Genomic DNA, 20,321 nt, shown 5'->3' with positions numbered 1-20,321 from the left:
TGTCCTCCCGTTACTCTGGGTTGTCCGCGAGGGATCTCGCCGCCTGGGCGCAGTGGGCGAGCGCCCGGCGCGCGTAGCCCGGGGACGCGCCCGCGAGACCGCACGCCGGGGTGACCGTGACCGCCTCCGCGAGCAGCCCCGGATGCAGCCCCAGCCTGCGCCACAGCGTCCTGACACCCATGACGCTACCGGCAGGGTCGGACAATGGGCCGTCCGTGCCCGGCACGACACCGGCGAACAGCCGGGTGCCGCCCTCGACGGCCTCACCGATCACCTCGTCGTCACGCTCGGTGAGGAGTGCGAGGTCGAAGGAGACGGCCGCCGCGCCGGCCCGCCGCAGCAGCGCGAACGGCACGTCCGGCGCGCAGGAGTGCACGACCACGGGGCCGCCGCCGTTGACCGCGACGACGTCCCGGAGCGTGGCCTCCACGACCTGCCGGTCCACCGCGCGGTGCCTGCGGTAGCCGCTCGCGGTCCGCACCTGGCCGCGCAGCACGTCGGTGAGGGAGGGCTCGTCGAGCTGGAGGACGATCCGGGCGCCGGGGACGCGGCGCCGCACCTCGTCGAGGTGGAGCCGCAGCCCCTCGGCGAGCGAGGCGGCGAGGTCGCGGCAGGCGCCGGGGTCCGACAGGGCGGCCTCGCCGTTGCGCAGCTCCAGGGTCGCGGCCAGCGTCCAGGGCCCGACGGCCTGCACCTTCAGGTCGCCCTCGTAGCCCTGCGTGAACTCCTCGACGGCGTCGAGGTCCTCGCCCAACCAGGACCGGGCCCGCCGGGTGTCCCGGCCCGGCCGGTCGCCGATCCGCCAGCCGCTGGGCTCCACCCGTGCGTACAGCTCGACGAGCATGCCCGCCGTACGGCCGATCATGTCGGCGCCGGGCCCGCGCGCGGGCAGCTCCGGGAGGAAGGGGAAGTCCTCGAAGGACCCGGTGGCCGTCCGGGCGGCCTCCCGGGCATCGCCACCGGGCAGGGACCCGACCCCGGTGGCGCCGCCGAACCTGAACACGCTGTTTTCGCTCACCTGGGCAGCCTACGGAACCCGGCGGCCGGATCAGCGCCCCGGTCGTACCGTCAGGTCGTTGACCTCGGCGTCCCGCGGCAGGTCCAGGGCCATCAGGATCGTCGTGGCCACCGACTCGGGGTCGATCCAGCGGGCCGCGTCGTACTCCTGGCCCTCCTGCTGGTGGACCTTGGCCTGCATGGGGCTGGCGGTGCGGCCGGGATAGACGGAGGTGACGCGGACACCGGCCGCGTGCTCCTCCTGGCGCAGGGAGTCGGCGAGGGCCTTCAGGCCGTGCTTGGAGGCGGCGTACGCGGACCAGCCGGCGTGGGCGTTCAGGCCGGAACCGGAGTTGACGAAGATCACGTGACCGCGGGCCGTGCGCAGCTGGGGAAGGAAGTGCCGGGTCAGCTCGGCGGGGGCGACCAGGTTGACGTCGAGCTGGTGGTGCCAGGACTTCGGGGTCAGGTCGCCGACGTCACCGAGGTCGACGACCCCGGCGATGTGCAGCAGGGAGTCCACCCGCTCCGGCAGCGTCTGGTGGGAGAACGCCCAGGACAGCCGGTCCGGGTCGGCGAGGTCGCCGACGAGGGTGCGGGCGCCGGGGAAGACGGCGGCCAGTTCCTTGGCGCGGCCCGCGTCGCGCGCGTGCAGCACGAGGTCGTCCCCGCGCGCGTGCAGCCGGCGGGCGACGGCCGCGCCGATGCCGGAACCGGCTCCGGTGATCACATGAGTAGCCATGCCCGCCATGCTCGCACCGGCGGGCGCCGGGTCGTGCGGCGGTGGCCGCTCATGTCGCGGACTCCAGGTACGCGAGCGCCGCGGCGGGCTCCTCGGCGAAGAAGACCAGCTCGGACAGCGGGCGGGGCAGGAAGCCCTCGGCCTCCATGCGGAGGAACTGCTGCTGGAGGCCGTCGTAGAAGCCCGCGGTGTTGAGCAGGACGACCGGCTTGTCGGTGCGGCCGTGCTTCTTCAGCTCCAGGATCTCGGTGGCCTCGTCGAGGGTGCCGGTGCCGCCCACCATGATCACCACGGCGTCGGCCTTCTCCAGCAGCAGCTTCTTGCGCTCGGCGAGGTCGGCGGCGACGACCATCTCGTCGGCGCCGGGCCGTGCCTTGTTCGCCAGGAACTCCACCGAGACGCCCAGCAGCCTGCCGCCCGACTCGTGCACACCGTCGGCGACCACCTTCATCAGGCCGACGTCCGAGCCGCCCCAGACCAGCGTGTGACCGGCCCGGCCGATCAGTTCGGCGAACGCCCGCGCGGGGCGGGTGTACCGCTCGTCGAGATCGGCGGCGGACAGGAAGACGCAGATGTTCATGGCCCCTACCGTACGGTGGCCGGGCCGCGCGGGAAGAAGCGCGGCCCGAGCGGTGCTGACCCGGTATGACACGAGGACACACGATCACGATCGAGAAGAGCGGGCGGCACGTGCGCGTGGAGCGCGACGGCCGGGTGCTCGCCGAGTCCGACCGCTCGCTGGAGCTGCGGGAGACGGGCTGCCCGGTGCGGTACTACGTGCCCGCCGAGGACGTGCGGCTGGACCTGCTGACCCCCTCCGACACGCGCACGGTCTGCCCCTTCAAGGGCACGGCGTCGTACTGGTCGCTGCCGGACGCGCCCGACCTCGTCTGGGCGTACCCCGACCCGCTGCCGGGGGTCGCCGAGATCAAGGACCACTTCTGCTTCTACGACACCGAGGTGTCCTGACCGGCGGGGAGGCCGGCCGGGCGGCGGCCGGGCTCAGACCGCCGCCGCTGCGCGGGTGGTGGTGGCGATCGTCGCCGAGCCCACCACGCGCGTGCCGTCGTACAGCACGATCGCCTGGCCGGGGGCGACCCCGCGGACCGGCTCGGTGAAGGTGACCCGCAGCTCGCCGCCGGCCGGCTCCGCGGTCACCTCGGTCTCGCCGCCGTGGGCCCGCAGCTGCGCGGCGTAGGTACCGGCGGCGGTGGGGGCGGTGCCGCACCAGCGGGGCCTGATCGCGGTGAGGGCGGTGACGTCCAGGGCGGCGGCGGGGCCGACGGTGACGGTGTTGGTGACCGGGGAGATGTCCAGGACGTAGCGGGGCTTGCCGTCGGGGGCCGGGGTGCCGATCCGGAGACCCTTGCGCTGGCCGATGGTGAAGCCGTACGCGCCCTCGTGCGTGCCGAGCCGGGTGCCGGACTCGTCGACGATGTCGCCCTCGGCCCGGCCGAGCCGCTTCGCCAGGAAGCCCTGGGTGTCGCCGTCGGCGATGAAGCAGATGTCGTGGGAGTCGGGCTTCTTGGCGACGGCCAGGCCCCGGCGCTCGGCCTCCGCGCGGATCTCGTCCTTGGTGGTGACCGTGTCGCCGAGCGGGAACAGGGCGTGGGCGAGCTGCCTCTCGTCCAGCACGCCGAGCACGTACGACTGGTCCTTGGCCATGTCGGAGGCGCGGTGCAGTTCGCGGGAGCCGTCCTCGCGCACGATCACCTTGGCGTAGTGGCCGGTGCAGACGGCGTCGAAGCCGAGGGCCAGCGCCTTGTCCAGGAGCGCGGCGAACTTGATCTTCTCGTTGCAGCGCAGGCACGGGTTCGGGGTGCGGCCGGCCTCGTACTCGGCGACGAAGTCCTCGACGACGTCCTCGCGGAAGCGGTCGGCGAGGTCCCAGACGTAGAACGGGATGCCGATGACGTCGGCGGCGCGGCGGGCGTCGCGTGAGTCCTCGACGGTGCAACAGCCCCGCGCGCCGGTACGGAAGGACTGCGGGTTCGCGGAGAGCGCGAGGTGGACGCCGGTGACGTCGTGGCCGGCTTCCGCGGCGCGCGCGGCGGCGACGGCTGAGTCGACCCCGCCGGACATGGCGGCGAGGACGCGGAGGGGGCGGGTGCGCTGCGGGGTGTCAGTCATAGCCCTTCCAGGGTACGGGGGCGTGGGAACCCGGTCGGCCGGATATGCGTTGACGGTCCGTGGGGGGTGGTGACGGAAGTGGCGGCGAAGGACGGGGACCGGCGGCTGGGCCGGCGCGCCCTGCTCGTCGGCGGGGCCGCGGCCGCGGTGGGCACCGCCGCGCTGGCCCGCCAGGAGCTGTCCCGCCTGTGGTGGCGGCTGCCGGGGGTGGCCGAGCCGCGGGTCGCGGGCGCGGTGGACTTCCGGGGCGCGCGCTGGGTGGCGGCCTCCCCGGCGAACTACCGGCGGGCGGACCGGCCGCGGGACTACCCGGTGGACCGGGTGGTGGTGCACGTCACCCAGGGCGACTACGCGTCGGCGGTGAAGGTGTTCCGGGACCCGGCGCACGGGGCGGCGGCGCACTACGTCGTGCGCCGGGACGGGCGGGTCACCCAGCTGGTCCGGGAACTGGACGTCGCCTTCCACGCGGGCGACCGGGGGTACAACGAGCGCAGCGTCGGCATCGAGCACGAGGGGTTCGTGGCGGACGCCTCGTCCTTCACGGACGCCCTGTACGCGGCCTCGGCGCGGCTGACGGCGGCGGTCTGCCGGCGGTACGGCATACCCGTCGACCGGGAGCACATCGTGGGGCACGTGGAGGTGCCGGGCACGGATCACACCGACCCGGGCCGGTTCTGGGACTGGGAGCGGTACATCGGCCTGGTCCGCGCCGCGCGCGCCGGGGACGCGTCCGGCCCGGTCCGTACGACGGGCCCTAGGTGAGGCCGGCCGCGCGGGCCCGTTCCACCGCAGGGCCGATCGCCTCGGCCACCGCGTCGACGTCGGCCCGGGTGGAGGTGTGCCCCAGGGAGAACCGCAGGGTGCCGCGGGCGAGGTCCGGGTCGGTGCCGGTGGCGAGGAGGACATGGCTGGGCTGGGCGACGCCCGCGGTGCAGGCGGAGCCGGTGGAGCACTCGATGCCCTGGGCGTCCAGCAGGAGCAGCAGGGAGTCGCCCTCGCAGCCGGGGAAGGTGAAGTGCGCGTTGGCGGGCAGGCGGCCGTCGGGGGCCGGGTCGCCGCCGAGCAGCGCGTCCGGCACGGTCGTGCGGACGGCGTCGACCAGCCGGTCGCGCAGGGCGCCGATCTCGCGGGCGAACCGCTCCTGCCGTGCGGCGGCGAGCCGGCCGGCCACGGCGAAGGAGGCGACGGCGGGGACGTCGAGCGTGCCGGAGCGGACGTCGCGTTCCTGGCCGCCGCCATGCAGCACGGGCACGGGGGTGTGGTCGCGGCCGAGGATCAGGGCGCCGATGCCGTACGGTCCGCCGATCTTGTGGCCGGACACCGTCATCGCGGCGAGACCGGAGGCCTCGAAGCCGACCGGGACCTGACCGAACGCCTGGACCGCGTCGGCGTGCAGCGGAACGCCGAACTCGGCCGCGACATCGGCGAGTTCACGGACCGGCATGACGGTGCCGATCTCGTTGTTGGCCCACATCACGGTGGCCAGGGCGACATCGTCGGGGTTGCGGGCGACGGCCTCGCGCAGGACCTCGGGGTGGACGCGGCCGTGGGCGTCGACGGGAAGGTACTCGACCGTGGCGCCCTCGTGCTCGCCGAGCCAGTGCACGGCGTCCAGCACGGCGTGGTGCTCGACGGGGCTGGCCAGGACCCGGGTGCGGGCCGGGTCGGCGGCGCGGCGCGACCAGTAGAGGCCCTTCACGGCCAGGTTGTCGGCCTCGGTGCCGCCGGAGGTGAACACGACCTCGCTGGGGCGGGCGCCCAGCGCTTCCGCCAGGGCCTCGCGGGATTCCTCGACCGTACGGCGGGCCCGGCGGCCGGAGGCGTGCAGTGCGGACGCGTTGCCGGTGATGCTCAGCTGGGCGGTCAGTTCCTCCGCCGCCTCCGGGAGCATCGGAGTCGTGGCGGCGTGGTCGAGGTATGCCATGGTGACGCCGATTCTACGTGGCGCCCTCGGCCGGCCCAGGCCGCACCGGGCCGCTTGCGGCGCCTCACAGGCTCCAGGACACCGTGCCGGACACCTCCATGGCCGCCACCAGCACGGCGAGGTCGGCGACGCCCAGGGCCAGGCCCAGCCAGGCGCGACCCGGGCGGCCGGTGCCGCGCCACAGGGCGACCGCGGCGAGGACGACGGCGACGGGGCCGAGGAAGAGGTTGAGGACGAGCAGGCCGAGCAGGCCGAGGACGAAGGACGCCACGGCCATGCCGTCGGCGTCACGCACGCGCGGGCGGGTGTCGGCGCGGGGCGCGGCCGGTGCGGTGAGGTGCATGGGTGTCAGCTCCTGATGGTCCCGGTGATACGGGTGGTCACGATGGTCGTGGTGCTCCTGGTGTCCGCGTGGCCTCGGGCGGCCCCGGCGGCGGACGCCGCGGCCGGTCAGTCGGTCGTGGGCCGCCGACGGGCGTGGCGCTCGCGGAGGGCGAAGACGGCGAGCCAGACGGCGATGACGGCGGCCAGGGCGGCGGTGACGGTCAGCGGCGCGTGGGCGACGGTGCCCAGCACGACCCCGAACAGCATGAGAGCGGCGACGAGGAACAGCATGGGATCGGATCCCCCTTCGGAATACCTCGTGGACGATCGGCGTGATCGGTCGGTGCGTCCGGTCGGCGTGAAGTTTGGGTGAACAGTTGTAGTAACAGTTGTTCACTGACTCCGAGTCTAGCGCCTCCGACGGCTTTCCAATTCCGGAGAACAGTTGTTAACTGGATGACATGAGTCACACCCTCGGCATCCGCCAGGCCCAGAAGCAGAAGACCCGGCAGGCTTTCCTCGACGCGGCGCTCGCGCTGCTGGAGGAGCAGAGCCTGAGCAGCCTGGGCCTGCGCGAGGTCACCCGGGCCGTCGGCGTCGCGCCGACCGCCTTCTACCGGCACTTCCGCTCGACCGCCGACCTCGGGGTGGCCCTGGTCGACGAGGCGCTGGGGAGCCTGCACCCGATGGTGCGGACGACGGTGTCCACGACGGGCGACAGCGAGGAACGCATCACGCGCGCCGTCGAGCTGATCGCCGGTCACGTGGCGGCGTACCCGGCGCACGTCCGCTTCGTCGCCCGGGAACGGCACGGCGGGGTGCAGCCGGTGCGCGAGGCCATACGGGACCAGTTGTCGCGGTTCGCCGAGGAGGTGAAGGCCGAGCTGGCCGGGGACCCGGAGGCGGCGGGCTGGAGCGACGACGACCTGCTGATGCTGGCGCACCTCTACGTCGACCAGATGCTCATCACCGCCTCGCTGTTCCTGGAGGCGCTGGAGGCCCCGGAGGAGGAGCGCGAGCGGGTGACCCGGCTCGCCACCCGTCAGCTGCGGCTCATCACCATCGGTCGGGGCCACTGGCTCGACTGAGCTCCCCCGCCGCGCGGGCGTACGGGCGTACGGGCATGAAGGTGAGGGACGGCCCGGGAGCCGCCCCTCACCTCGGTCCGGTGCCCGTCAGCCGAGCCGGGCGCGGGCCAGCTGGCGGGACTGGGCGACCAGGTGGTCCTCGCTGTCCCAGACCTCGGCGTCCTCCTCCAGGAAGCCGCCGGCCAGGTTGCGGGTGGTGATGGCCACGCGCAGCGGGCCGGCGGCCGGCCGCCGGCGGACGTGGACGGTGAGCTCGACCGTCGGGACCCAGCCCTGGAGGCCGATCTCGAAGGCGGTGGGCGGGAGGGCGTCCACCGCGAGGAGCAGCGACAGGGGGTCGGCGTCGCGGCCGTCGGCGAGGCCGAACCAGGCGCGCATCTCACCCTTTCCGGAGGGCGCGCCGAGTGCCCAACCGAGGGTCTCCGGGTCCAGCTTGAGCATCAACCGGTCGGCGATCGCCGAGCTGCCGGGGACGGGCGCCGGCGCGTCGTCCGGGCCGAAGCAGCGCTCCAGCGGCGGGATCGCGGGCGGGGTGGCCGTGGTACGCACGTCGTCGGGGAGGGCGGCGAGGTCGCCGTAGGAGGCGAGGACGCGGATGCGTTCGACCTCGTTGCCCTCGTCGTCGAGCTGGAGCAGCGAGGCCTGGCCGGTGGAGAGGGTGCGGCCGGTGCGGACGGTCTCGGTGCGGACGACCGCCGGACCGGGCCGGGAGGCGGTCAGGTAGTGCGCGGTGATGGTGAACGGGTCCGGGTGCGGGAGGGTGTCCGCCAGGGCCCGGCCGAGGACGGCGAGCAGATAGCCGCCGTTGACGGCGTTGATGATGGTCCAGCCGGCCGAGAGGTCGACGTCGTAGACGCCGGGCTCGCGCCGGGTGACCGCGGTGTCGCGGTCGAACTCGCTGTCGCCGATCACGGCCCGCGACGGGGAGGGGGCGGAAGTCGCTTCTGGCATGGAGGAACGGTACAACAGCAAACTACTAAGCGGTAGCTTTGTCCATTGCGGCCCTATCCGCTGTCTGCCATCGGTGAACACCACCCCCAGCGGGCGCGCCGATCACTACCGTCCAGTCCATGACGACGGTCACCACCCGTACGGTCGAATACCCGGCCGACAACCTGACGATGATCGGACACCTCGCGCTCCCGGCCGGTGCCGGGCGCCGGCCCGCGGTCCTGATCGGCCCCGAGGGGATGGGGCTCAGCGATGTCGAGCGCCGGCGGGCCGAGGCTCTGGCCGAGCTGGGTTACGTGGCGCTGGCCTTCGACCTCCACGGCGGACGCTATCTGGCGGACCCGGAGGAGATGTTGGCCCGTTGCCTGCCGCTGCTCGCCGATCCCGACCGCATGCGCGGAATCGGTCACGCGGCGCTCGACGTGTTGCGTGCCGAACCACGGGCCGACCCCGACCGGACCGCCGCCATCGGCTACGGCACCGGGGGCGCGGTCGCCCTGGAACTCGGTCGCGACGGCGTCGACCTGCGCGCTATCGGGACAGTCAACGCGACCACCACGGGCCGTCCGGGCGAGGCGGCGCGCATCCGCTGCCCGGTATGGGCCGGGGTCGGGTCGGAGGACCCGATCATGCCGCCCGCGCAACGGGAGGCGTTCACCGCGGAGATGCAGGCCGCGGGCGTCGACTGGCGCCTCGTGGTCTACGGAGGAGCCCTTCACGCCTTCCACCACCCGACGGTCGACCACACCACGCCCCCCGGCGTCGGCCACCACCCACGGCACGCACAGCGAGCCTGGCGTGACATCGTCGCCCTGCTCACCGAGTGCCTGCCCGTCACCGATTGATCCGGTCGGCTCCTGACACCTCGGTCAGTCGATGCCTTCGACGATGCGGAAGTCGCGTTCGACGCCGTCGGCGAGGGCGGCCAGCGCCTCCTGGTAGGCCGCGCTCTCGCGCGCCGCGACGGCCTGCTCGAAGCTGTCGAACTCGATCAGGACGGTGCGCTCGGCGATTCCGGCGTCACGACGAGAGCGATGAACATCAGGGCGGGGACCAGCAACGGCGTCTCGGAACGCGCCACCGGCAACGCCTTCCCGCGACCCCGCCGACCGGCTGCCCGGTCACCGCTTCGGCCCTTCTCGGTCCTGGCTCTCTAGCTCTGCCAGGTGCTTCAGCGCCGGAAGGGCCGCCATCAGCGCCTCGACCTCGTCGCCGGTGAGCTCGCCGATCAACCGCTCGAACGCGAGGACGCGCGCCTGGCGCCGCGTCCGGACATAGGAGGCGCCGGCCTCGATGAGGCACACCAGCGTGACCCGCTTGTCGGACGCGTCGCCCGCCGCTCGACCAGGCCGGACTCCTCCATCACTCGGACCAGGGCGGTCATCGCGGGCTGGGTGACGCCCTCGACCGCGGCCAGATCGGTGATGCGCCGCGGGCCGGTCCGGTCCAGGGTGGCCAGGGTGGCGGCGGACGTCAGGCTCGTGTCCCGGGGCAGGCGCCTCGCGACCCTGGTGGCCAGGCCGTAGAGGGCTGCCCCGATGGCGGCGGACGCGCCGGGAGCGGTGTCTTGACGGCTCACGCTCGGCTCGACTCGGCCCGGGCGGCCTGGATCCACACCCGCGACGACGGCCGGCCATCGCCGGCCTCGGGGGGGTTCGGGCCTCCGGGTGAGGTTCCGGTAATTTCTGAGTAAGTGTCCGGACACGTCCACAACCCCTGGTCGCGGATTCCCCTCTATGGGGACATGAGCCTCACCGGGACTCCGTTCCTCTACACCACCCTCGCCCTGTCGGTGGCCGCCCTCATACTGCCGCTCGTCCTGTGGTCGCGGATGCGCGGACCCCGGCCGCTGCGGGCCGCGGCCCGGATCCTCATGCTGCTGTTCGCCCAGGGCACGGCCGTCACCCTGGTCTTCGTGCTGGTCAACAACCAGAACAACCTGTACGACAACTGGGCGGACCTGCTGGGCACCGGCAACCACGTCCAGGAGGCCGCCGACCTCGGCCGGGACGGCACCGGCGGCATCGCGGTCAAACGGCTGCCCAAGGTCAGGCAGACCTTCCGGGCCGCCGACGGGCCCGGCATGCGCGCGGCCGGCGGCGTGCGGGTCACCCAGCTGCGCGGCCGGGTCTCCGGGGTGAACGCCGAGGTCTACGTCTGGCTGCCGCCGCAGTACGACGACCCGGCCTACCGGCACAAGCGGTTCCCCGTGGTCGAACTGCTCCCCGGCTACCCCGGCTCCGCCAAGGCGTGGTTCGGGTCGATGCGGACCCACGAGCAGCTGCTGCCGCTGATGCGCAGCGGTCGGGTGGCGCCGTTCATCCTGGTCGCCCCGCGCACCAACCTGCTGGCCGGGGTGGACACCGGCTGCGCCAACGTCCCGGGCCAGGTCAACGCCGACACCTGGCTCAGCGTCGACGTGCCGAAGATGGTCACCGACAACTTCCGGGCCCAGCCCGCTCCCCGCGGCTGGGCGGTGGCCGGGTACTCGGCGGGCGCGCACTGCGCGGTCAAGCTGGCGGTGGCCCACCCCGGCCGGTACCGGGCCGCGGTCAGCATGTCCGGCTACAACGACCCGATCGGCGAACGCAGTTCCCTCGCCGCCCAGACCCCCGCCCTGCGCGCCGCGAACAACCCCTACCTGCTGCTCAGGAGGGCCGCCGCGCCGCCGCCCGTCGCGCTGTACCTCTCCGGCGAGTCCGGCGACGGCTACCAGGCGGGCGAGGCCCTGGCGTCCGCCGCCCAGGCGCCGACCACCGTGCACGTGGTGTTCCTGCCGCGCAGCGCGGGCGGCCACACCATGGCCCTGTGGCGGCCGCAGGTCCCCGCGGCCTTCCGCTGGCTGACCCTCCAGATGGGCCAGAACCGTGCCGCCGGTCAGGACGGCTCCCTCGCCGGATCTACTCCTCGGTCACCGTCGAACGGCGGTTCCACGCGCGCGGCGCTCGCCAGTGGAACCGCATCGCGAGCAGCCGGAGCACGAAGGCCGTGACGACCGCGAGCCCGCTGGTGAACGGGGTCAGGGCGCCGTAGCGCAGGCACAGCGCCACCATGGTGGCGCCGACGATCGCCGGGACCGCGTACAGGTCGCGGTCCCAGCGCAGCAGCGAGGGCACCTCGTTGGCCAGCACGTCGCGCAGCACACCGCCGCCGACCGCGGTGGCCAGGCCCATGGTGGCCGACGCGGTCAGGCCGAGGCCGTAGCTGTACGCCTTCGTCGTACCGCTGACGCAGAACAGGCCGAGGCCGGCCGCGTCGAAGACGAGCACCGCGGCCTGGATGCGCTCGACGTGCGGGTGCAGGAAGAAGACGACGAGCGTGGCGAGCAGGGGCGTCAGGAAGTACCCGAGGTCCGTGAAGGCGGCCGGGGGCACGGCCCCGATGACCACGTCGCGGAACAGCCCCCCGCCCAGCGCGGTGACCTCGGCGAGGACCGCGATCCCGAAGACGTCGAAGTTCTTCCGGACGGCCAGCAGGGCGCCGGAGATCGCGAACACGAAGATGCCGATCACATCGAGCGTGTGCTGGACGGAGGGACTGAAGAGTTGCTGGAGCTGCACCCTGACATTCTCACCCGCCGGGGAGCAGAAACCTTACAAAGCCAGGCTCACAGGGTCGGTTTCCCTGTGGTGAACAGCCAGGAGTCGAACAGATCGTCCAGCTGCTGACCGCTGACCCGCTCGGCGAGGCGGACGAAGTCGGCAGTGTCCGCGTTGCCGTACCGGTGCAGTGCCGTCCAGGCGGGCAGCAGCCGGAAGAAGGCGGTGTCGCCGATCCGCTCGCGCAGGGCCTGGAGCGTCATCGCGCCCCGCTGGTAGACGGCGGAGGCGAACATCGTGTCCCGCTGCGGGTCGCCCACCTTCACCTGCCAGAAGGAGGAGTCGGCGGGGCGGGCGTCGTAGGCGGCGCGGAAGGAGTCGTGGGCGGTGCGGGTGCCCTGGTGCTCCGCCCACAGCCACTGGGCGTAGGTGGCGAACCCCTCGTTGAGCCAGATGTCCTTCCAGCGGGCCACGCTCACCGAGTCGCCGAACCACTGGTGGGCCAGCTCGTGCACGATGGTCGTCTCGCTGCGCACGGCCGAGTAGGCGGGCTTGCTCTGCACCTCCAGCGAGAACCCCGCGTCGGGCATGTCGTCCACGATGGCGCCGGTCTCCTCGAACGGGTACGGCCCGAAGACCCGCGACCAGTAGTCGGTGACGGCGGAGGTGACGGCGTACACGTCGACGCTGTTGGCGTTCTTCAGCACGGGGTCGATCGCCACGTACACCGGGATGCCGCCGGGGGTCCGTCCGGTGCGCACGTCGAACTTCCCGATGGTGGCGGTGGCGAGGTAGGTCGCCATCGGCCGGGACTCCCGCCAGTGGGTGTACGTCGAGCCGCCCCGGTCGTACGTCGACACCAGCCGGCCGTTGGAGACGGCGGTCAGCCCCTCGGGCGCCTTGATCCGGATGTCGTAGGTGGCCTTGTCGGAGGGGTGGTCGCTGGACGGGAACCAGGTGGAGGCGGCGTTGGGCTCGCAGGCGACGAAGACGCCGTCGTCGGTCTTCATCCAGCCGTACCGGGAGCCGAAGACGATGGGCCCGCCGAGGGCTTGCGGCACACCGCCGTAGGTGACGGTGACGCGGAAGTCCCGTCCGGCCCGCAGGTCGCGCCGCGGGGTGACGGTGACCTCGTCGCCGTCGCGCGTGAAACTCGCCGGCCGGCCGTCGACCTCGACGCGGGTGATCTCCAGCTGCTGGAGGTCGAGGTCGAAGGAGGAGAGGGTGCGGGTGGCACGGGCGGTGAGGGTCGTACGGCCGTCGAGGCGGCCGGTGCCGGGGGCGTAGGCCACGTCGAGGTCGTAGTGGCGGGCGTCGAAGCCGCCGTTGCCGAGCCGGGGGAAGTAGGTGTCGCCGATCCCCGGGGCGCCCTGGGTGGGGGCGGCCGAGGCGGCGACGACGAGGAAGGAGGCCGCCGCGGTGGCGACGGCCCCCAGACGTGCCGAACGGGAGAGTGCCATGAGTCGTCGTCCCTTTCGAGCATGTACCGGTCAGTGGGCTGACACGGACGACTCTGCGCTCTCCCGATCAGGCATGTACATGACTTTGCCCAGTCGTCATGTGCTACTTCCCGGGGGCCTCCGGGGACTCACCACCGGCGTCCGCGCCCTTCGGCGCCTTGCCGGTCCCCTCGGCCTTCTCGCCCTTCACGGCCTCGGCAGCCTTGTCCTCCGGGACCTCTGAGGCAGGAGCCTCGGCCGCGGGAACTTCAGTGGAAGAAGCCTCGGTCGCGGTCACGGGGGTCTCGGTCAAGGGAGCCTCGGCCGCCGGAGCCTCGGTCACGGAGGCCTCGGTCACGGAGGCCTCGGTCACGGGAGCCTCGGCCGTAGAAGCCTTAGCCGCCGGAGCCTTGATCGCGGGGGCCTTGGTCGCGGAGGCCTCGGTCGCAGAAGGCTCGGTGTCCGAAGCCTCGGTCGCCAGGACCTCGGCCGCTGGAGCCTCGGACGTGGAAGCCTCGTCCTCCGGGGTCTCAGTCGCAGAAGCCTCGGACGCCGGGGCCTCGGCCGCCGGGGTTTCCGGCGCGGACGGCTCCGGTGCGGGCTCCTTCGCCTTCGGCTCGTCGGCCGGGACCTCTTCCGTGGCCGAGGCCGAGGTCGAAGCCTCCTCCGCGGCTGCGGGAGCATGTTCCGACGCCGTCGGCGTCGCGGTGCGCGCGCCCGGTCCGGTGTGCGCGCCCGCGTCCGCGGCCGCCTCGGACGCGGCCACCGCCTCCGGTGCCGCGACCTCCTCCGCCGGCTCCGGCGCCGCCGCCCGGCCGCCGGCCACCTCGGACACCGGCTCCTTGCCCGCCGCGTCGGCGGAGGCCACCGCCGACGACAGCAGGACCGTGTCCTGCGGTGCCTGGTCGGCGAAGTTCTCCGGGTGGTGGCAGGCGACCCGCTGACCCGGCCGCAGCTCCACGAGCTGCGGCTCGGTCGTCTTGCAGATCTGCGTCGCCTTCCAGCAGCGGGTGTGGAACCGGCAGCCGGAGGGCGGGGCGATCGGCGACGGGACGTCACCGCGCAGCAGGATGCGCTCGGTCTTCTGGCCCCGGCGCTTGGGGTCCGGGACCGGCACCGCCGACATCAGGGCCTTGGTGTACGGGTGCATCGGCGCCTCGTACAGCGAGTTGCGGTCGGCCAGTTCGACGATCTTGCCGAGGTACATCACCGCGATGCGGTCCGAGACGTGCCGGACCACGGAGAGGTCGTGGGCGATGATCACATAGGTGAGGCCCAGCTCCTGCTGGAGGTCGTCCATGAGGTTGACGACCTGCGCCTGGATCGACACGTCCAGCGCGGAGACCGGCTCGTCGGCCACGACCAGCTTCGGCTTGAGGGCGAGCGCGCGGGCGATGCCGATGCGCTGGCGCTGGCCGCCGGAGAACTCGTGCGGGTAGCGGTTGTAGTGCTCGGGGCTGAGGCCGACCAGCTCCAGCAGACCCTGGACCTCCTTCTTCACCCCGCCCTCGGGCTCCACGCCCTGGAGCCGGAAGGGCGCGGAGACGATGGAGCCGATGGTGTGCCGGGGGTTCAGGGAGCCGTACGGGTCCTGGAAGATCATCTGGATGTCGCGGCGCAGCGGACGCATCTGCCCGGTGCCCAGCCGCGTGATGTCCCGGCCCTCGAAGGTGATCTTCCCGCCGGTCGGGTCCTGGAGCCGGGTGATGACCCGGCCCATGGTCGACTTGCCGCAGCCCGACTCGCCGACCACGCCCAGGGTCTCGCCCTTGCGCACCTCGAAGTCGATGCCGTCGACGGCCTTCACCGCGCCGACCTGGCGCTGGAGGATGCCCTTCTTGATCGGGAAGTGCTTCGTCAGGCCCTCGACCCGGAGCAGCACGTCACGGTCCTCGGGGGCCGTCGCCTGCTGCGGGATCACGGCCTCGGCCCCGTCCGTCTTCTTGGTCTCACTCACAGCTTCGGCGCAATCTCTTCGGTCCAGATCCGCTGGCGGTCCTCGGCCGACAGGTGGCAGGCGGACCAGTGCCCGGTACCCACCAGCTCCAGCTCGGGGCGCACCGTCCGGGTGACGTTCCCCTTGGGGATGTCCGCGTACGGGCAGCGCGGGTGGAAGGCGCAGCCCGAGGGGACGTTGATGAGGCTCGGCGGCTGGCCCTTGACCGGGATGAGCCGTTCGGAGGTGTCGCGGTCGATGCGGGGCATCGAGCCGAGCAGGCCCCAGGTGTAGGGGTGCTGCGGCTGCTCGAAGACCTCGCCGGCCGGACCGCGCTCGATGCACCGGCCGCCGTACATCACCAGGACGTCGTCGGCGATCTCGGCGACCACACCCAGGTCGTGGGTGATCATGATGACCGCGGAGCCGAACTCCTTCTGGAGGTCGCGGATCAGGTCGAGGATCTGCGCCTGGACGGTCACGTCGAGCGCGGTGGTCGGCTCGTCCGCGATGAGCAGCTCGGGGTTGTTCACCAGCGCCATGGCGATCATGGCGCGCTGGCGCATACCGCCGGAGAACTCGTGCGGGTAGCCGTCGACGCGCTTGGCGGGCTCGGGGATGCCGACCCGGTCGAGCATCTCGATCGCACGCTTGCGGGCGACCTTCCTGCTGACGTCGTGGTGCACCCGGTAGGCCTCGACGATCTGGTCGCCGACCTTGTAGTACGGGTGCATCGCGGACAGCGGGTCCTGGAAGATCATCGCCATCTCGCGGCCGCGGAGCTTGCGCACCTCGTCCGGGGCGGCGGAGACCAGCTCCTTGCCGTCCAGCCAGATCTCGCCGGACATCCGCACGTTCTTGCCGCGCGGGCCGAGCCGGTGCAGGCCCATGACGGCCAGCGAGGTGACCGACTTGCCGGAGCCGGACTCGCCCACGATGGCGAGGGTGCGGCCCTTCTCCAGCGAGAAGCTGAGCCCGTCGACGGACTTGACCAGGCCGTCGTCGGTGGGGAAGTGCACCTTGAGGTCGCGGACCTCGAGGAAGGCTTCCGGCGCCTTGCCGGCGGGCGTGGGCCCGCCCACGGCGGCACCGGTCTTGGAGAGTTCGGTCACGAGAGCCTCACCCGCGGGTCGGCGGCGGCGTACAGCACGTCCACCAGGAGATTTGCGATCACGACGAAGAAGGCGGCGAGCAGGGTCACGCCGAGGATCTTGGGCAGGTCGTTGTCGGTGATGCCCTGTACCGCGTACTGGCCGATGCCGGGCAGCGAGAAGACGCTCTCGGTGATCACGGCGCCGCCGAGCAGCAGACCGATGTCCATGCCGAAGACGGTGATGATCGGGGTGAGGGCGGCACGCAGTCCGTGCCGGACGACGACGTTGCGCTCCTGGAGGCCCTTGGCGCGGGCCGTGCGGATGAAGTCCTCGTTCATCGTCTCCAGCATCCCCGAGCGGGTGAGCCGCGCGTAGATGGCGGAGTACAGCAGGGCGAGCGAACACCACGCCGGGAAGAGGGTGTTGGCCCACTGCGAGGGGTTATCGGTGAACGGGACGTAGGACTTGCCGAAGATCGGCCACTGGTACTCGAAGAGCAGGATCGCCAGGTTGCCCGTGAAGAACATGGGCAGCGAGACACCGGCGAGCGCGATGCCCATGAATCCGCGGTCGAGTGCCGAGCGCGGCTTCAGCGCCGAGACGACGCCGGCCACCACGCCCGAGAGCAGCCACAGGACGGCGGCACCCACGGCCAGCGAGAGGGTGATCGGAAGGCGCGAGGTGAGCTCCGGCCAGACCGCCTGGTGGTTCTTGAAGGAGTAGCCGAAGCAGGGCGCGTCGCAGTGCACCGTGGTGGGGCCGAGGTCGTAGGTGGCGCCGGCCACGATCCCCTTGATGAAGTGCCAGTACTGGACGTAGACGGGCTGGTCCAGACCGAGGTTGTGCTTGACGGCGGCGATGTCCGCCGGCGACGGGCTTTTGCCGATGTACTGCTGCGCCAGCTGGTCCGCTGTCTGGCCGACGAGCCGTGGCAGCAGGAAGAAGATGGCGAAGGTGACCGCGGAGACGACCAGCAGCAGGATCACTGCCGCGAACGTCCGGCGGAGGATGTACGAGATCACGGGGATCGGCGCTGGTGCCCGCGGGCCGCGAAACCCGCGGGCACCAATGCCTTCACCTGCCTTCCGGGGCTGCTACTTCGACGCGACGCCGATGTTGAGGTAGTCGTACTGACCGCTGAAGGCCGCCGTGGAAACCAGGTTGGTGTAGTTCTGCGGGCGGGCGAGCAGGACCTTGAAGTAGGTCAGCGGGACGAGGACGGCATCGTCCATGGTCTTCTTGTCGATCTGCGTGTACAGGCTGTTGCGCGCGGCGGTGTCCTGGGTGCCGATCGCCTTGCCGAGGAGCGTGTTGACGTCCTTGTTGTCGTACTGCGACAGGTTGGTGTTGCCCGACTGGCTGATCGCCTTGCCGTTCAGGATCTGCTGGAGGAAGCCGTAGCCGGACGGCCAGTCGGCACCCCACTGCATCATGATCAGACCGAGGTTCTGCTTCTCCGAGAACTTCGGCACACCCACGTAGTCGGTGAAGTACTTGCCCGACGGGTACTGCTTCAGGGAGGCGTTGATGCCGACCTTCTTCAGCGAGTTGATGATCGCCGTGGCCGCGTCGATCTCCGGCTGCCGGTCGGAGCGCGCCGAGATGTTGGTGTTGATCGGCGCCTTGCCGCAGGCCTTCAGCTGCTCCTTGGCCTTGGCCGCGTCGCCCTTGTTGCCGTTGGTGGCGTACGCGTCGTTCTTCTCGTAGCCCGGGATGTCCGGCGGCAGGACGGTGGAGGCGACCTCACCGCGGATCGGGCCGCCCTCGGCGGTCTGCACCGAGACCTTGTCGATGGCGTACTGGACGGCCTTGCGGCACTCGACCTTGTCGAACGGCGCGACCTTGGTGTTGATCGCCAGGTACACGAGACGGCCACCGTAGGTGTTGTCCGTGTTGGCCTTCTTGTCGGCGTCGGTGAGGACCTTGGCCTGGGTGGAGGCCTGGACACCGGTGCCGGCCAGGTCGATCGCGTCGCCGGCGAGGACGTCCTGGTCGATCGTCTCGGCGTTGACCTTCAGCTTGACGACGATCTTGTCGGGCAGCTGCTTGCGCAGCGGGTCCGTCTTCGGGTCCCAGTTCGGGTTGCGCACCAGCACGGCCTGCCGGCCGTCCTGGTAGCTCTGGAACTTGTAGGAGCCCGAGGAGACGATGTGCTTGATGTAGTCGACGCCCGTGTCCTTCGCCTGCGGCACCGGGGCCGTCTGCGGGGCGGCGACCAGGTAGTCGAACTCCTGGAAGGCCTGCTTCAGGTGGAAGACGATGGTGGTGTCGTCCGGCGTCTGGATGGAGGACAGGCCCTTGGCGCTCTTGTCCTTGTACGGGCCCTTGTACTTGTCGCCACCGGCCATGAACTGCTGGAAGTAGTTCGGGCCGAGGGAGAGCACGTCACGCGCGAAGTTGGAGCGCTCGACGGCGTACTTGACGTCCTTCGAGGTGATCGGCGAGCCGTCCTCGTACTTCAGACCCGCACGCAGCTTGTACGTCCAGGTCTTGCCGCCGTCGCTCGGCACGCCCTTGCTCGCCGCGAGGTCGGGGACGAGGGTGTTGCCCTTCTCGCCGGCGCCCGGCTGGAAGGTCATCAGCGGGCGGGCGTACAGCCGGCTGAGGTTGTACATGTACGCGTAGTACGTGTTGCCGGGGTCGAAGGAGTCCGGGACGTCGGACAGCTCGTAGGTGAGCGTGCCGCCCTTCTTGTCGGACGCGTTGACGACGCCCTTGGTCGCGGCGTTGGCCCCGGCCGACTTGGTGCCGTTGTCGTTCTTGTTGTCATCGGCCTTGCTGCAGCCGGCGAGAAGCAGGCTGACGGAGCCGATGGCCGCTATAGCGGCCAGCGCTGACCTTCGCATGATGGGCGCTTTCCCCTCCATTGTTGGAAAAAAATTTCAGGCTCTTCGCAGCAGGCGTCAGCGGCTGCGCGGGTCGAGAGCATCGCGGAGACCGTCGCCGAGCAGGTTGAACGCGAGGACGGTGACGAAGATGGCGAGGCCGGGGACGATCATGTACTCCGGGTCGACCTGGTAGTAGGTGACCGCTTCGCGGAGCATGCCGCCCCAGGAGGCCTGCGGGGGCTGGATGCCGACGCCGAGGTAGCTCAGGGACGCCTCGAAGAGGATGTTGGTCGGGATCAGCAGCGTCGAGTAGACGATGATCGGGCCGACCAGGTTGGGCATCAGCTCGCGGAACAGGATGTACGGAGCCTTGGCGCCCATGCCCCGGGAGGCGTCGACGAACTCGCGCTCACGCAGGGCGAGGGTCTGGCCTCGGACGATACGGCCCAGGTACGGCCAGTTGAAGAAGCCGATGACGAAGATGAGCACGCTCAGGTGGAGCGGCAGTCCGTTGAGGCCGAAGGCGCCGCCCTGGAGGGTGGCGGAGATGGCGATCGCGAAGAGCAGGAGGGGGAAGGCGAGGAAGGTGTCCATCAGCCGGCTGATGATCGAGTCGACCCGCCCGCCGTAGTAGCCCGCCACGACACCGAGGACCGCGCCGATCACGTTCGACAGGATCGTCGCGCCGAAGGCGACCACCAGCGACACCCAGGAGCCCTCCAGGACGCGGGTGGCGATGTCCCGGCCGAACTTCGGGTCCACACCGAGCGGGTGGTCCAGGCTCATGCCGCCCCAACTGCCCTTGGGCAGCGAGGTGTCGGGGGTGATCAGGTCCTGGTGGAAGGCGTTGGGGTCGAGCCCGAACACGGCCTGGAGGGGGCGCGAGAGGATCGCGAGGAGGATCAACAGGACCACGATGACGCCGCCCGCGACGGCGACCTTGTCCTTCTTGAACCGGGTCCAGGCGATCTGGCCCAGGGAACGACCCTCGATCTGCCCCTTTCCGACACCCGCCAGCACAGCCTCCGGCTGTGCCTCGGCTGCCGCCCCGGTGGTCTCGATCGGTGCGGTCACGGTGAGCGACCCCTCTCGCCGGTGGTGACCGGCCTGCGCCTGCCGCGGATTGCGGCTTTGTCGACTTGCCATCGATCGCGGGGCCTCGGCCCCGCGTCTTGAGTCGCGAGTCTTCAGCGTCGTCGTGATCACCCGCCAGAGTTGGCGGCGAAAGTATGCGCAACCGTGATGCAGTGCAAGGGATTCCGTTATCCGAACAGTGGGTAACGGACCCCGGACGTGTGCCAGTTGGGGCAGAGCGCCGAATTGCCCCGGA

The 20,321-nt window shown here is 71.6% G+C and carries 21 protein-coding genes and 2 pseudogenes; 5 read left to right on the top strand and 18 right to left on the bottom strand.

Annotated features, from left to right (window positions below; genetic code table 11):
• Window positions 1-10: 10 nt before the first annotated feature.
• From ACIQVT_RS26225 to ACIQVT_RS26215, 3 genes are read right to left on the bottom strand one after another with little or no spacing between them, the layout of a single operon-like run.
• On the bottom strand, window positions 11-1,018 hold the full coding sequence (locus tag ACIQVT_RS26225; RefSeq protein WP_403758858.1) for a methionine synthase: 1,008 nt from the start codon (window positions 1,016-1,018) through the stop codon (window positions 11-13).
• A 30-nt stretch (window positions 1,019-1,048) separates the two neighbouring features.
• Window positions 1,049-1,747 carry an SDR family oxidoreductase gene (locus ACIQVT_RS26220; protein ID WP_403758853.1) on the bottom strand — a complete coding sequence of 233 codons (699 nt, stop codon included), beginning with the start codon at window positions 1,745-1,747 and terminating at the stop codon, window positions 1,049-1,051.
• Window positions 1,748-1,787: 40 nt separating this feature from the next.
• Window positions 1,788-2,318 carry a TIGR00730 family Rossman fold protein gene (locus ACIQVT_RS26215; protein ID WP_403758850.1) on the bottom strand — a complete coding sequence of 177 codons (531 nt, stop codon included), beginning with the start codon at window positions 2,316-2,318 and terminating at the stop codon, window positions 1,788-1,790.
• Window positions 2,319-2,383: 65 nt separating this feature from the next.
• Between ACIQVT_RS26215 and ACIQVT_RS26210 the strand changes: the two genes are divergently transcribed.
• Window positions 2,384-2,707, top strand: coding sequence for a DUF427 domain-containing protein (locus tag ACIQVT_RS26210; RefSeq protein ID WP_403758847.1), 324 nt, complete (start codon window positions 2,384-2,386; stop codon window positions 2,705-2,707).
• Between the two features lie 33 nt (window positions 2,708-2,740).
• On the opposite strand, the gene mnmA is transcribed toward ACIQVT_RS26210, so the two are convergent.
• Window positions 2,741-3,868, bottom strand: coding sequence for a tRNA 2-thiouridine(34) synthase MnmA (gene mnmA / locus ACIQVT_RS26205; protein ID WP_403758844.1), 1,128 nt, complete (start codon window positions 3,866-3,868; stop codon window positions 2,741-2,743).
• Between the two features lie 78 nt (window positions 3,869-3,946).
• On the opposite strand from mnmA, the gene ACIQVT_RS26200 reads away from it, so the two are divergent.
• Window positions 3,947-4,630 (top strand): N-acetylmuramoyl-L-alanine amidase, encoded by a 684-nt coding sequence (locus ACIQVT_RS26200; protein ID WP_403758841.1) that lies wholly within the window; start codon window positions 3,947-3,949, stop codon window positions 4,628-4,630.
• Here the strand turns inward: ACIQVT_RS26200 and ACIQVT_RS26195 are convergent.
• The 3 genes from ACIQVT_RS26195 to ACIQVT_RS26185 all read right to left on the bottom strand — a co-directional run bounded on the left by ACIQVT_RS26195 (window position 4,623) and on the right by ACIQVT_RS26185 (window position 6,407).
• Window positions 4,623-5,792, bottom strand: coding sequence for a cysteine desulfurase family protein (locus ACIQVT_RS26195; protein WP_403758838.1), 1,170 nt, complete (start codon window positions 5,790-5,792; stop codon window positions 4,623-4,625). The two genes, ACIQVT_RS26200 and ACIQVT_RS26195, sit on opposite strands and share 8 nt — an antisense overlap.
• A 64-nt stretch (window positions 5,793-5,856) precedes the next feature.
• Window positions 5,857-6,135 carry a DUF4190 domain-containing protein gene (locus tag ACIQVT_RS26190; RefSeq protein ID WP_403758835.1) on the bottom strand — a complete coding sequence of 93 codons (279 nt, stop codon included), beginning with the start codon at window positions 6,133-6,135 and terminating at the stop codon, window positions 5,857-5,859.
• Window positions 6,136-6,242: 107 nt separating this feature from the next.
• Window positions 6,243-6,407 carry a hypothetical protein gene (locus tag ACIQVT_RS26185; protein WP_403758832.1) on the bottom strand — a complete coding sequence of 55 codons (165 nt, stop codon included), beginning with the start codon at window positions 6,405-6,407 and terminating at the stop codon, window positions 6,243-6,245.
• A 170-nt stretch (window positions 6,408-6,577) separates the two neighbouring features.
• Between ACIQVT_RS26185 and ACIQVT_RS26180 the strand changes: the two genes are divergently transcribed.
• Window positions 6,578-7,204, top strand: a complete 627-nt coding sequence (locus ACIQVT_RS26180) for a TetR family transcriptional regulator (RefSeq protein WP_403758828.1) — start codon at window positions 6,578-6,580, stop codon at window positions 7,202-7,204.
• Window positions 7,205-7,291: 87 nt separating this feature from the next.
• Here the strand turns inward: ACIQVT_RS26180 and ACIQVT_RS26175 are convergent, their stop codons facing one another.
• Window positions 7,292-8,155 (bottom strand): thioesterase family protein, encoded by an 864-nt coding sequence (locus ACIQVT_RS26175; RefSeq protein WP_403758826.1) that lies wholly within the window; start codon window positions 8,153-8,155, stop codon window positions 7,292-7,294.
• Between the two features lie 119 nt (window positions 8,156-8,274).
• On the opposite strand from ACIQVT_RS26175, the gene ACIQVT_RS26170 reads away from it, so the two are divergent.
• Window positions 8,275-9,000 carry a dienelactone hydrolase family protein gene (locus ACIQVT_RS26170; RefSeq protein WP_403758822.1) on the top strand — a complete coding sequence of 242 codons (726 nt, stop codon included), beginning with the start codon at window positions 8,275-8,277 and terminating at the stop codon, window positions 8,998-9,000.
• Between the two features lie 24 nt (window positions 9,001-9,024).
• On the opposite strand, the pseudogene ACIQVT_RS26165 reads toward ACIQVT_RS26170, so the two are convergent.
• The 3 genes and pseudogenes from ACIQVT_RS26165 to ACIQVT_RS26155 form a co-directional block, all read right to left on the bottom strand.
• Window positions 9,025-9,255: pseudogene (locus ACIQVT_RS26165) on the bottom strand (DUF1330 domain-containing protein); the annotation flags it as partial.
• A 21-nt stretch (window positions 9,256-9,276) separates the two neighbouring features.
• Window positions 9,277-9,459, bottom strand: a complete 183-nt coding sequence (locus ACIQVT_RS26160; protein WP_403759493.1) for a hypothetical protein — start codon at window positions 9,457-9,459, stop codon at window positions 9,277-9,279.
• Window positions 9,384-9,734, bottom strand: coding sequence for a MarR family transcriptional regulator (locus tag ACIQVT_RS26155; RefSeq protein ID WP_403758819.1), 351 nt, complete (start codon window positions 9,732-9,734; stop codon window positions 9,384-9,386). Before ACIQVT_RS26155 ends, ACIQVT_RS26160 begins: the two co-directional genes overlap by 76 nt.
• A 165-nt stretch (window positions 9,735-9,899) precedes the next feature.
• On the opposite strand from ACIQVT_RS26155, the gene ACIQVT_RS26150 reads away from it, so the two are divergent.
• Window positions 9,900-11,147: an alpha/beta hydrolase gene (locus ACIQVT_RS26150; RefSeq protein ID WP_403758816.1), complete on the top strand. Its 1,248-nt coding sequence runs from the start codon at window positions 9,900-9,902 to the stop codon at window positions 11,145-11,147.
• Here ACIQVT_RS26150 and ACIQVT_RS26145 read toward each other — a convergent pair.
• From ACIQVT_RS26145 to ACIQVT_RS26115, 7 genes and pseudogenes are all read right to left on the bottom strand, one after another.
• The gene (locus ACIQVT_RS26145; protein WP_403758813.1) at window positions 11,056-11,715 is read right to left on the bottom strand and encodes a trimeric intracellular cation channel family protein; all 660 of its coding nucleotides are present in this window, start codon (window positions 11,713-11,715) and stop codon (window positions 11,056-11,058) included. The two genes, ACIQVT_RS26150 and ACIQVT_RS26145, sit on opposite strands and share 92 nt — an antisense overlap.
• A 47-nt stretch (window positions 11,716-11,762) precedes the next feature.
• Window positions 11,763-13,154, bottom strand: a complete 1,392-nt coding sequence (locus ACIQVT_RS26140; RefSeq protein WP_403758810.1) for a M1 family metallopeptidase — start codon at window positions 13,152-13,154, stop codon at window positions 11,763-11,765.
• Window positions 13,155-14,000: 846 nt separating this feature from the next.
• Window positions 14,001-15,090 (bottom strand): annotated as a pseudogene (locus ACIQVT_RS26135) (ABC transporter ATP-binding protein); the annotation flags it as partial.
• Window positions 15,087-16,181: an ABC transporter ATP-binding protein gene (locus ACIQVT_RS26130; protein ID WP_403758807.1), complete on the bottom strand. Its 1,095-nt coding sequence runs from the start codon at window positions 16,179-16,181 to the stop codon at window positions 15,087-15,089. The pseudogene ACIQVT_RS26135 and the gene ACIQVT_RS26130, both read right to left, overlap by 4 nt.
• Complete coding sequence (locus ACIQVT_RS26125; protein ID WP_403758804.1) at window positions 16,178-17,185, bottom strand: ABC transporter permease; 1,008 nt, start codon at window positions 17,183-17,185, stop codon at window positions 16,178-16,180. Before ACIQVT_RS26125 ends, ACIQVT_RS26130 begins: the two co-directional genes overlap by 4 nt.
• A gap of 72 nt (window positions 17,186-17,257) precedes the next feature.
• Window positions 17,258-19,030 (bottom strand): ABC transporter substrate-binding protein, encoded by a 1,773-nt coding sequence (locus tag ACIQVT_RS26120; protein ID WP_403758801.1) that lies wholly within the window; start codon window positions 19,028-19,030, stop codon window positions 17,258-17,260.
• A gap of 36 nt (window positions 19,031-19,066) precedes the next feature.
• Window positions 19,067-20,065 (bottom strand): ABC transporter permease, encoded by a 999-nt coding sequence (locus ACIQVT_RS26115; protein WP_403758795.1) that lies wholly within the window; start codon window positions 20,063-20,065, stop codon window positions 19,067-19,069.
• Window positions 20,066-20,321 lie beyond the last annotated feature (256 nt).

The sequence above is a fragment of the Streptomyces sp. NPDC100445 genome (genome assembly GCF_044759735.1).
In the GTDB taxonomy this organism is placed as follows: domain Bacteria; phylum Actinomycetota; class Actinomycetes; order Streptomycetales; family Streptomycetaceae; genus Streptomyces.
Note: the sequence above shows the minus strand (reverse complement) of the source record. Positions and strands in the feature narration are given on the sequence as shown.

Excerpts from the sequence above, each read along its gene's own strand:
- ACIQVT_RS26120 (WP_403758801.1), bottom strand. The coding sequence starts at position 19,030 with ATGGAGGGGAAAGCGCCCATCATGCGAAGGTCAGCGCTGGCCGCTATA.
- ACIQVT_RS26150 (WP_403758816.1), top strand. The coding sequence starts at position 9,900 with ATGAGCCTCACCGGGACTCCGTTCCTCTACACCACCCTCGCCCTGTCG.
- ACIQVT_RS26190 (WP_403758835.1), bottom strand. The coding sequence starts at position 6,135 with ATGCACCTCACCGCACCGGCCGCGCCCCGCGCCGACACCCGCCCGCGC.
- ACIQVT_RS26195 (WP_403758838.1), bottom strand. The coding sequence starts at position 5,792 with ATGGCATACCTCGACCACGCCGCCACGACTCCGATGCTCCCGGAGGCG.
- ACIQVT_RS26175 (WP_403758826.1), bottom strand. The coding sequence starts at position 8,155 with ATGCCAGAAGCGACTTCCGCCCCCTCCCCGTCGCGGGCCGTGATCGGC.
- ACIQVT_RS26210 (WP_403758847.1), top strand. The coding sequence starts at position 2,384 with ATGACACGAGGACACACGATCACGATCGAGAAGAGCGGGCGGCACGTG.
- ACIQVT_RS26140 (WP_403758810.1), bottom strand. The coding sequence starts at position 13,154 with ATGGCACTCTCCCGTTCGGCACGTCTGGGGGCCGTCGCCACCGCGGCG.
- ACIQVT_RS26220 (WP_403758853.1), bottom strand. The coding sequence starts at position 1,747 with ATGGCGGGCATGGCTACTCATGTGATCACCGGAGCCGGTTCCGGCATC.
- ACIQVT_RS26185 (WP_403758832.1), bottom strand. The coding sequence starts at position 6,407 with ATGCTGTTCCTCGTCGCCGCTCTCATGCTGTTCGGGGTCGTGCTGGGC.
- ACIQVT_RS26170 (WP_403758822.1), top strand. The coding sequence starts at position 8,275 with ATGACGACGGTCACCACCCGTACGGTCGAATACCCGGCCGACAACCTG.
- mnmA (WP_403758844.1), bottom strand. The coding sequence starts at position 3,868 with ATGACTGACACCCCGCAGCGCACCCGCCCCCTCCGCGTCCTCGCCGCC.
- ACIQVT_RS26180 (WP_403758828.1), top strand. The coding sequence starts at position 6,578 with ATGAGTCACACCCTCGGCATCCGCCAGGCCCAGAAGCAGAAGACCCGG.
- ACIQVT_RS26215 (WP_403758850.1), bottom strand. The coding sequence starts at position 2,318 with ATGAACATCTGCGTCTTCCTGTCCGCCGCCGATCTCGACGAGCGGTAC.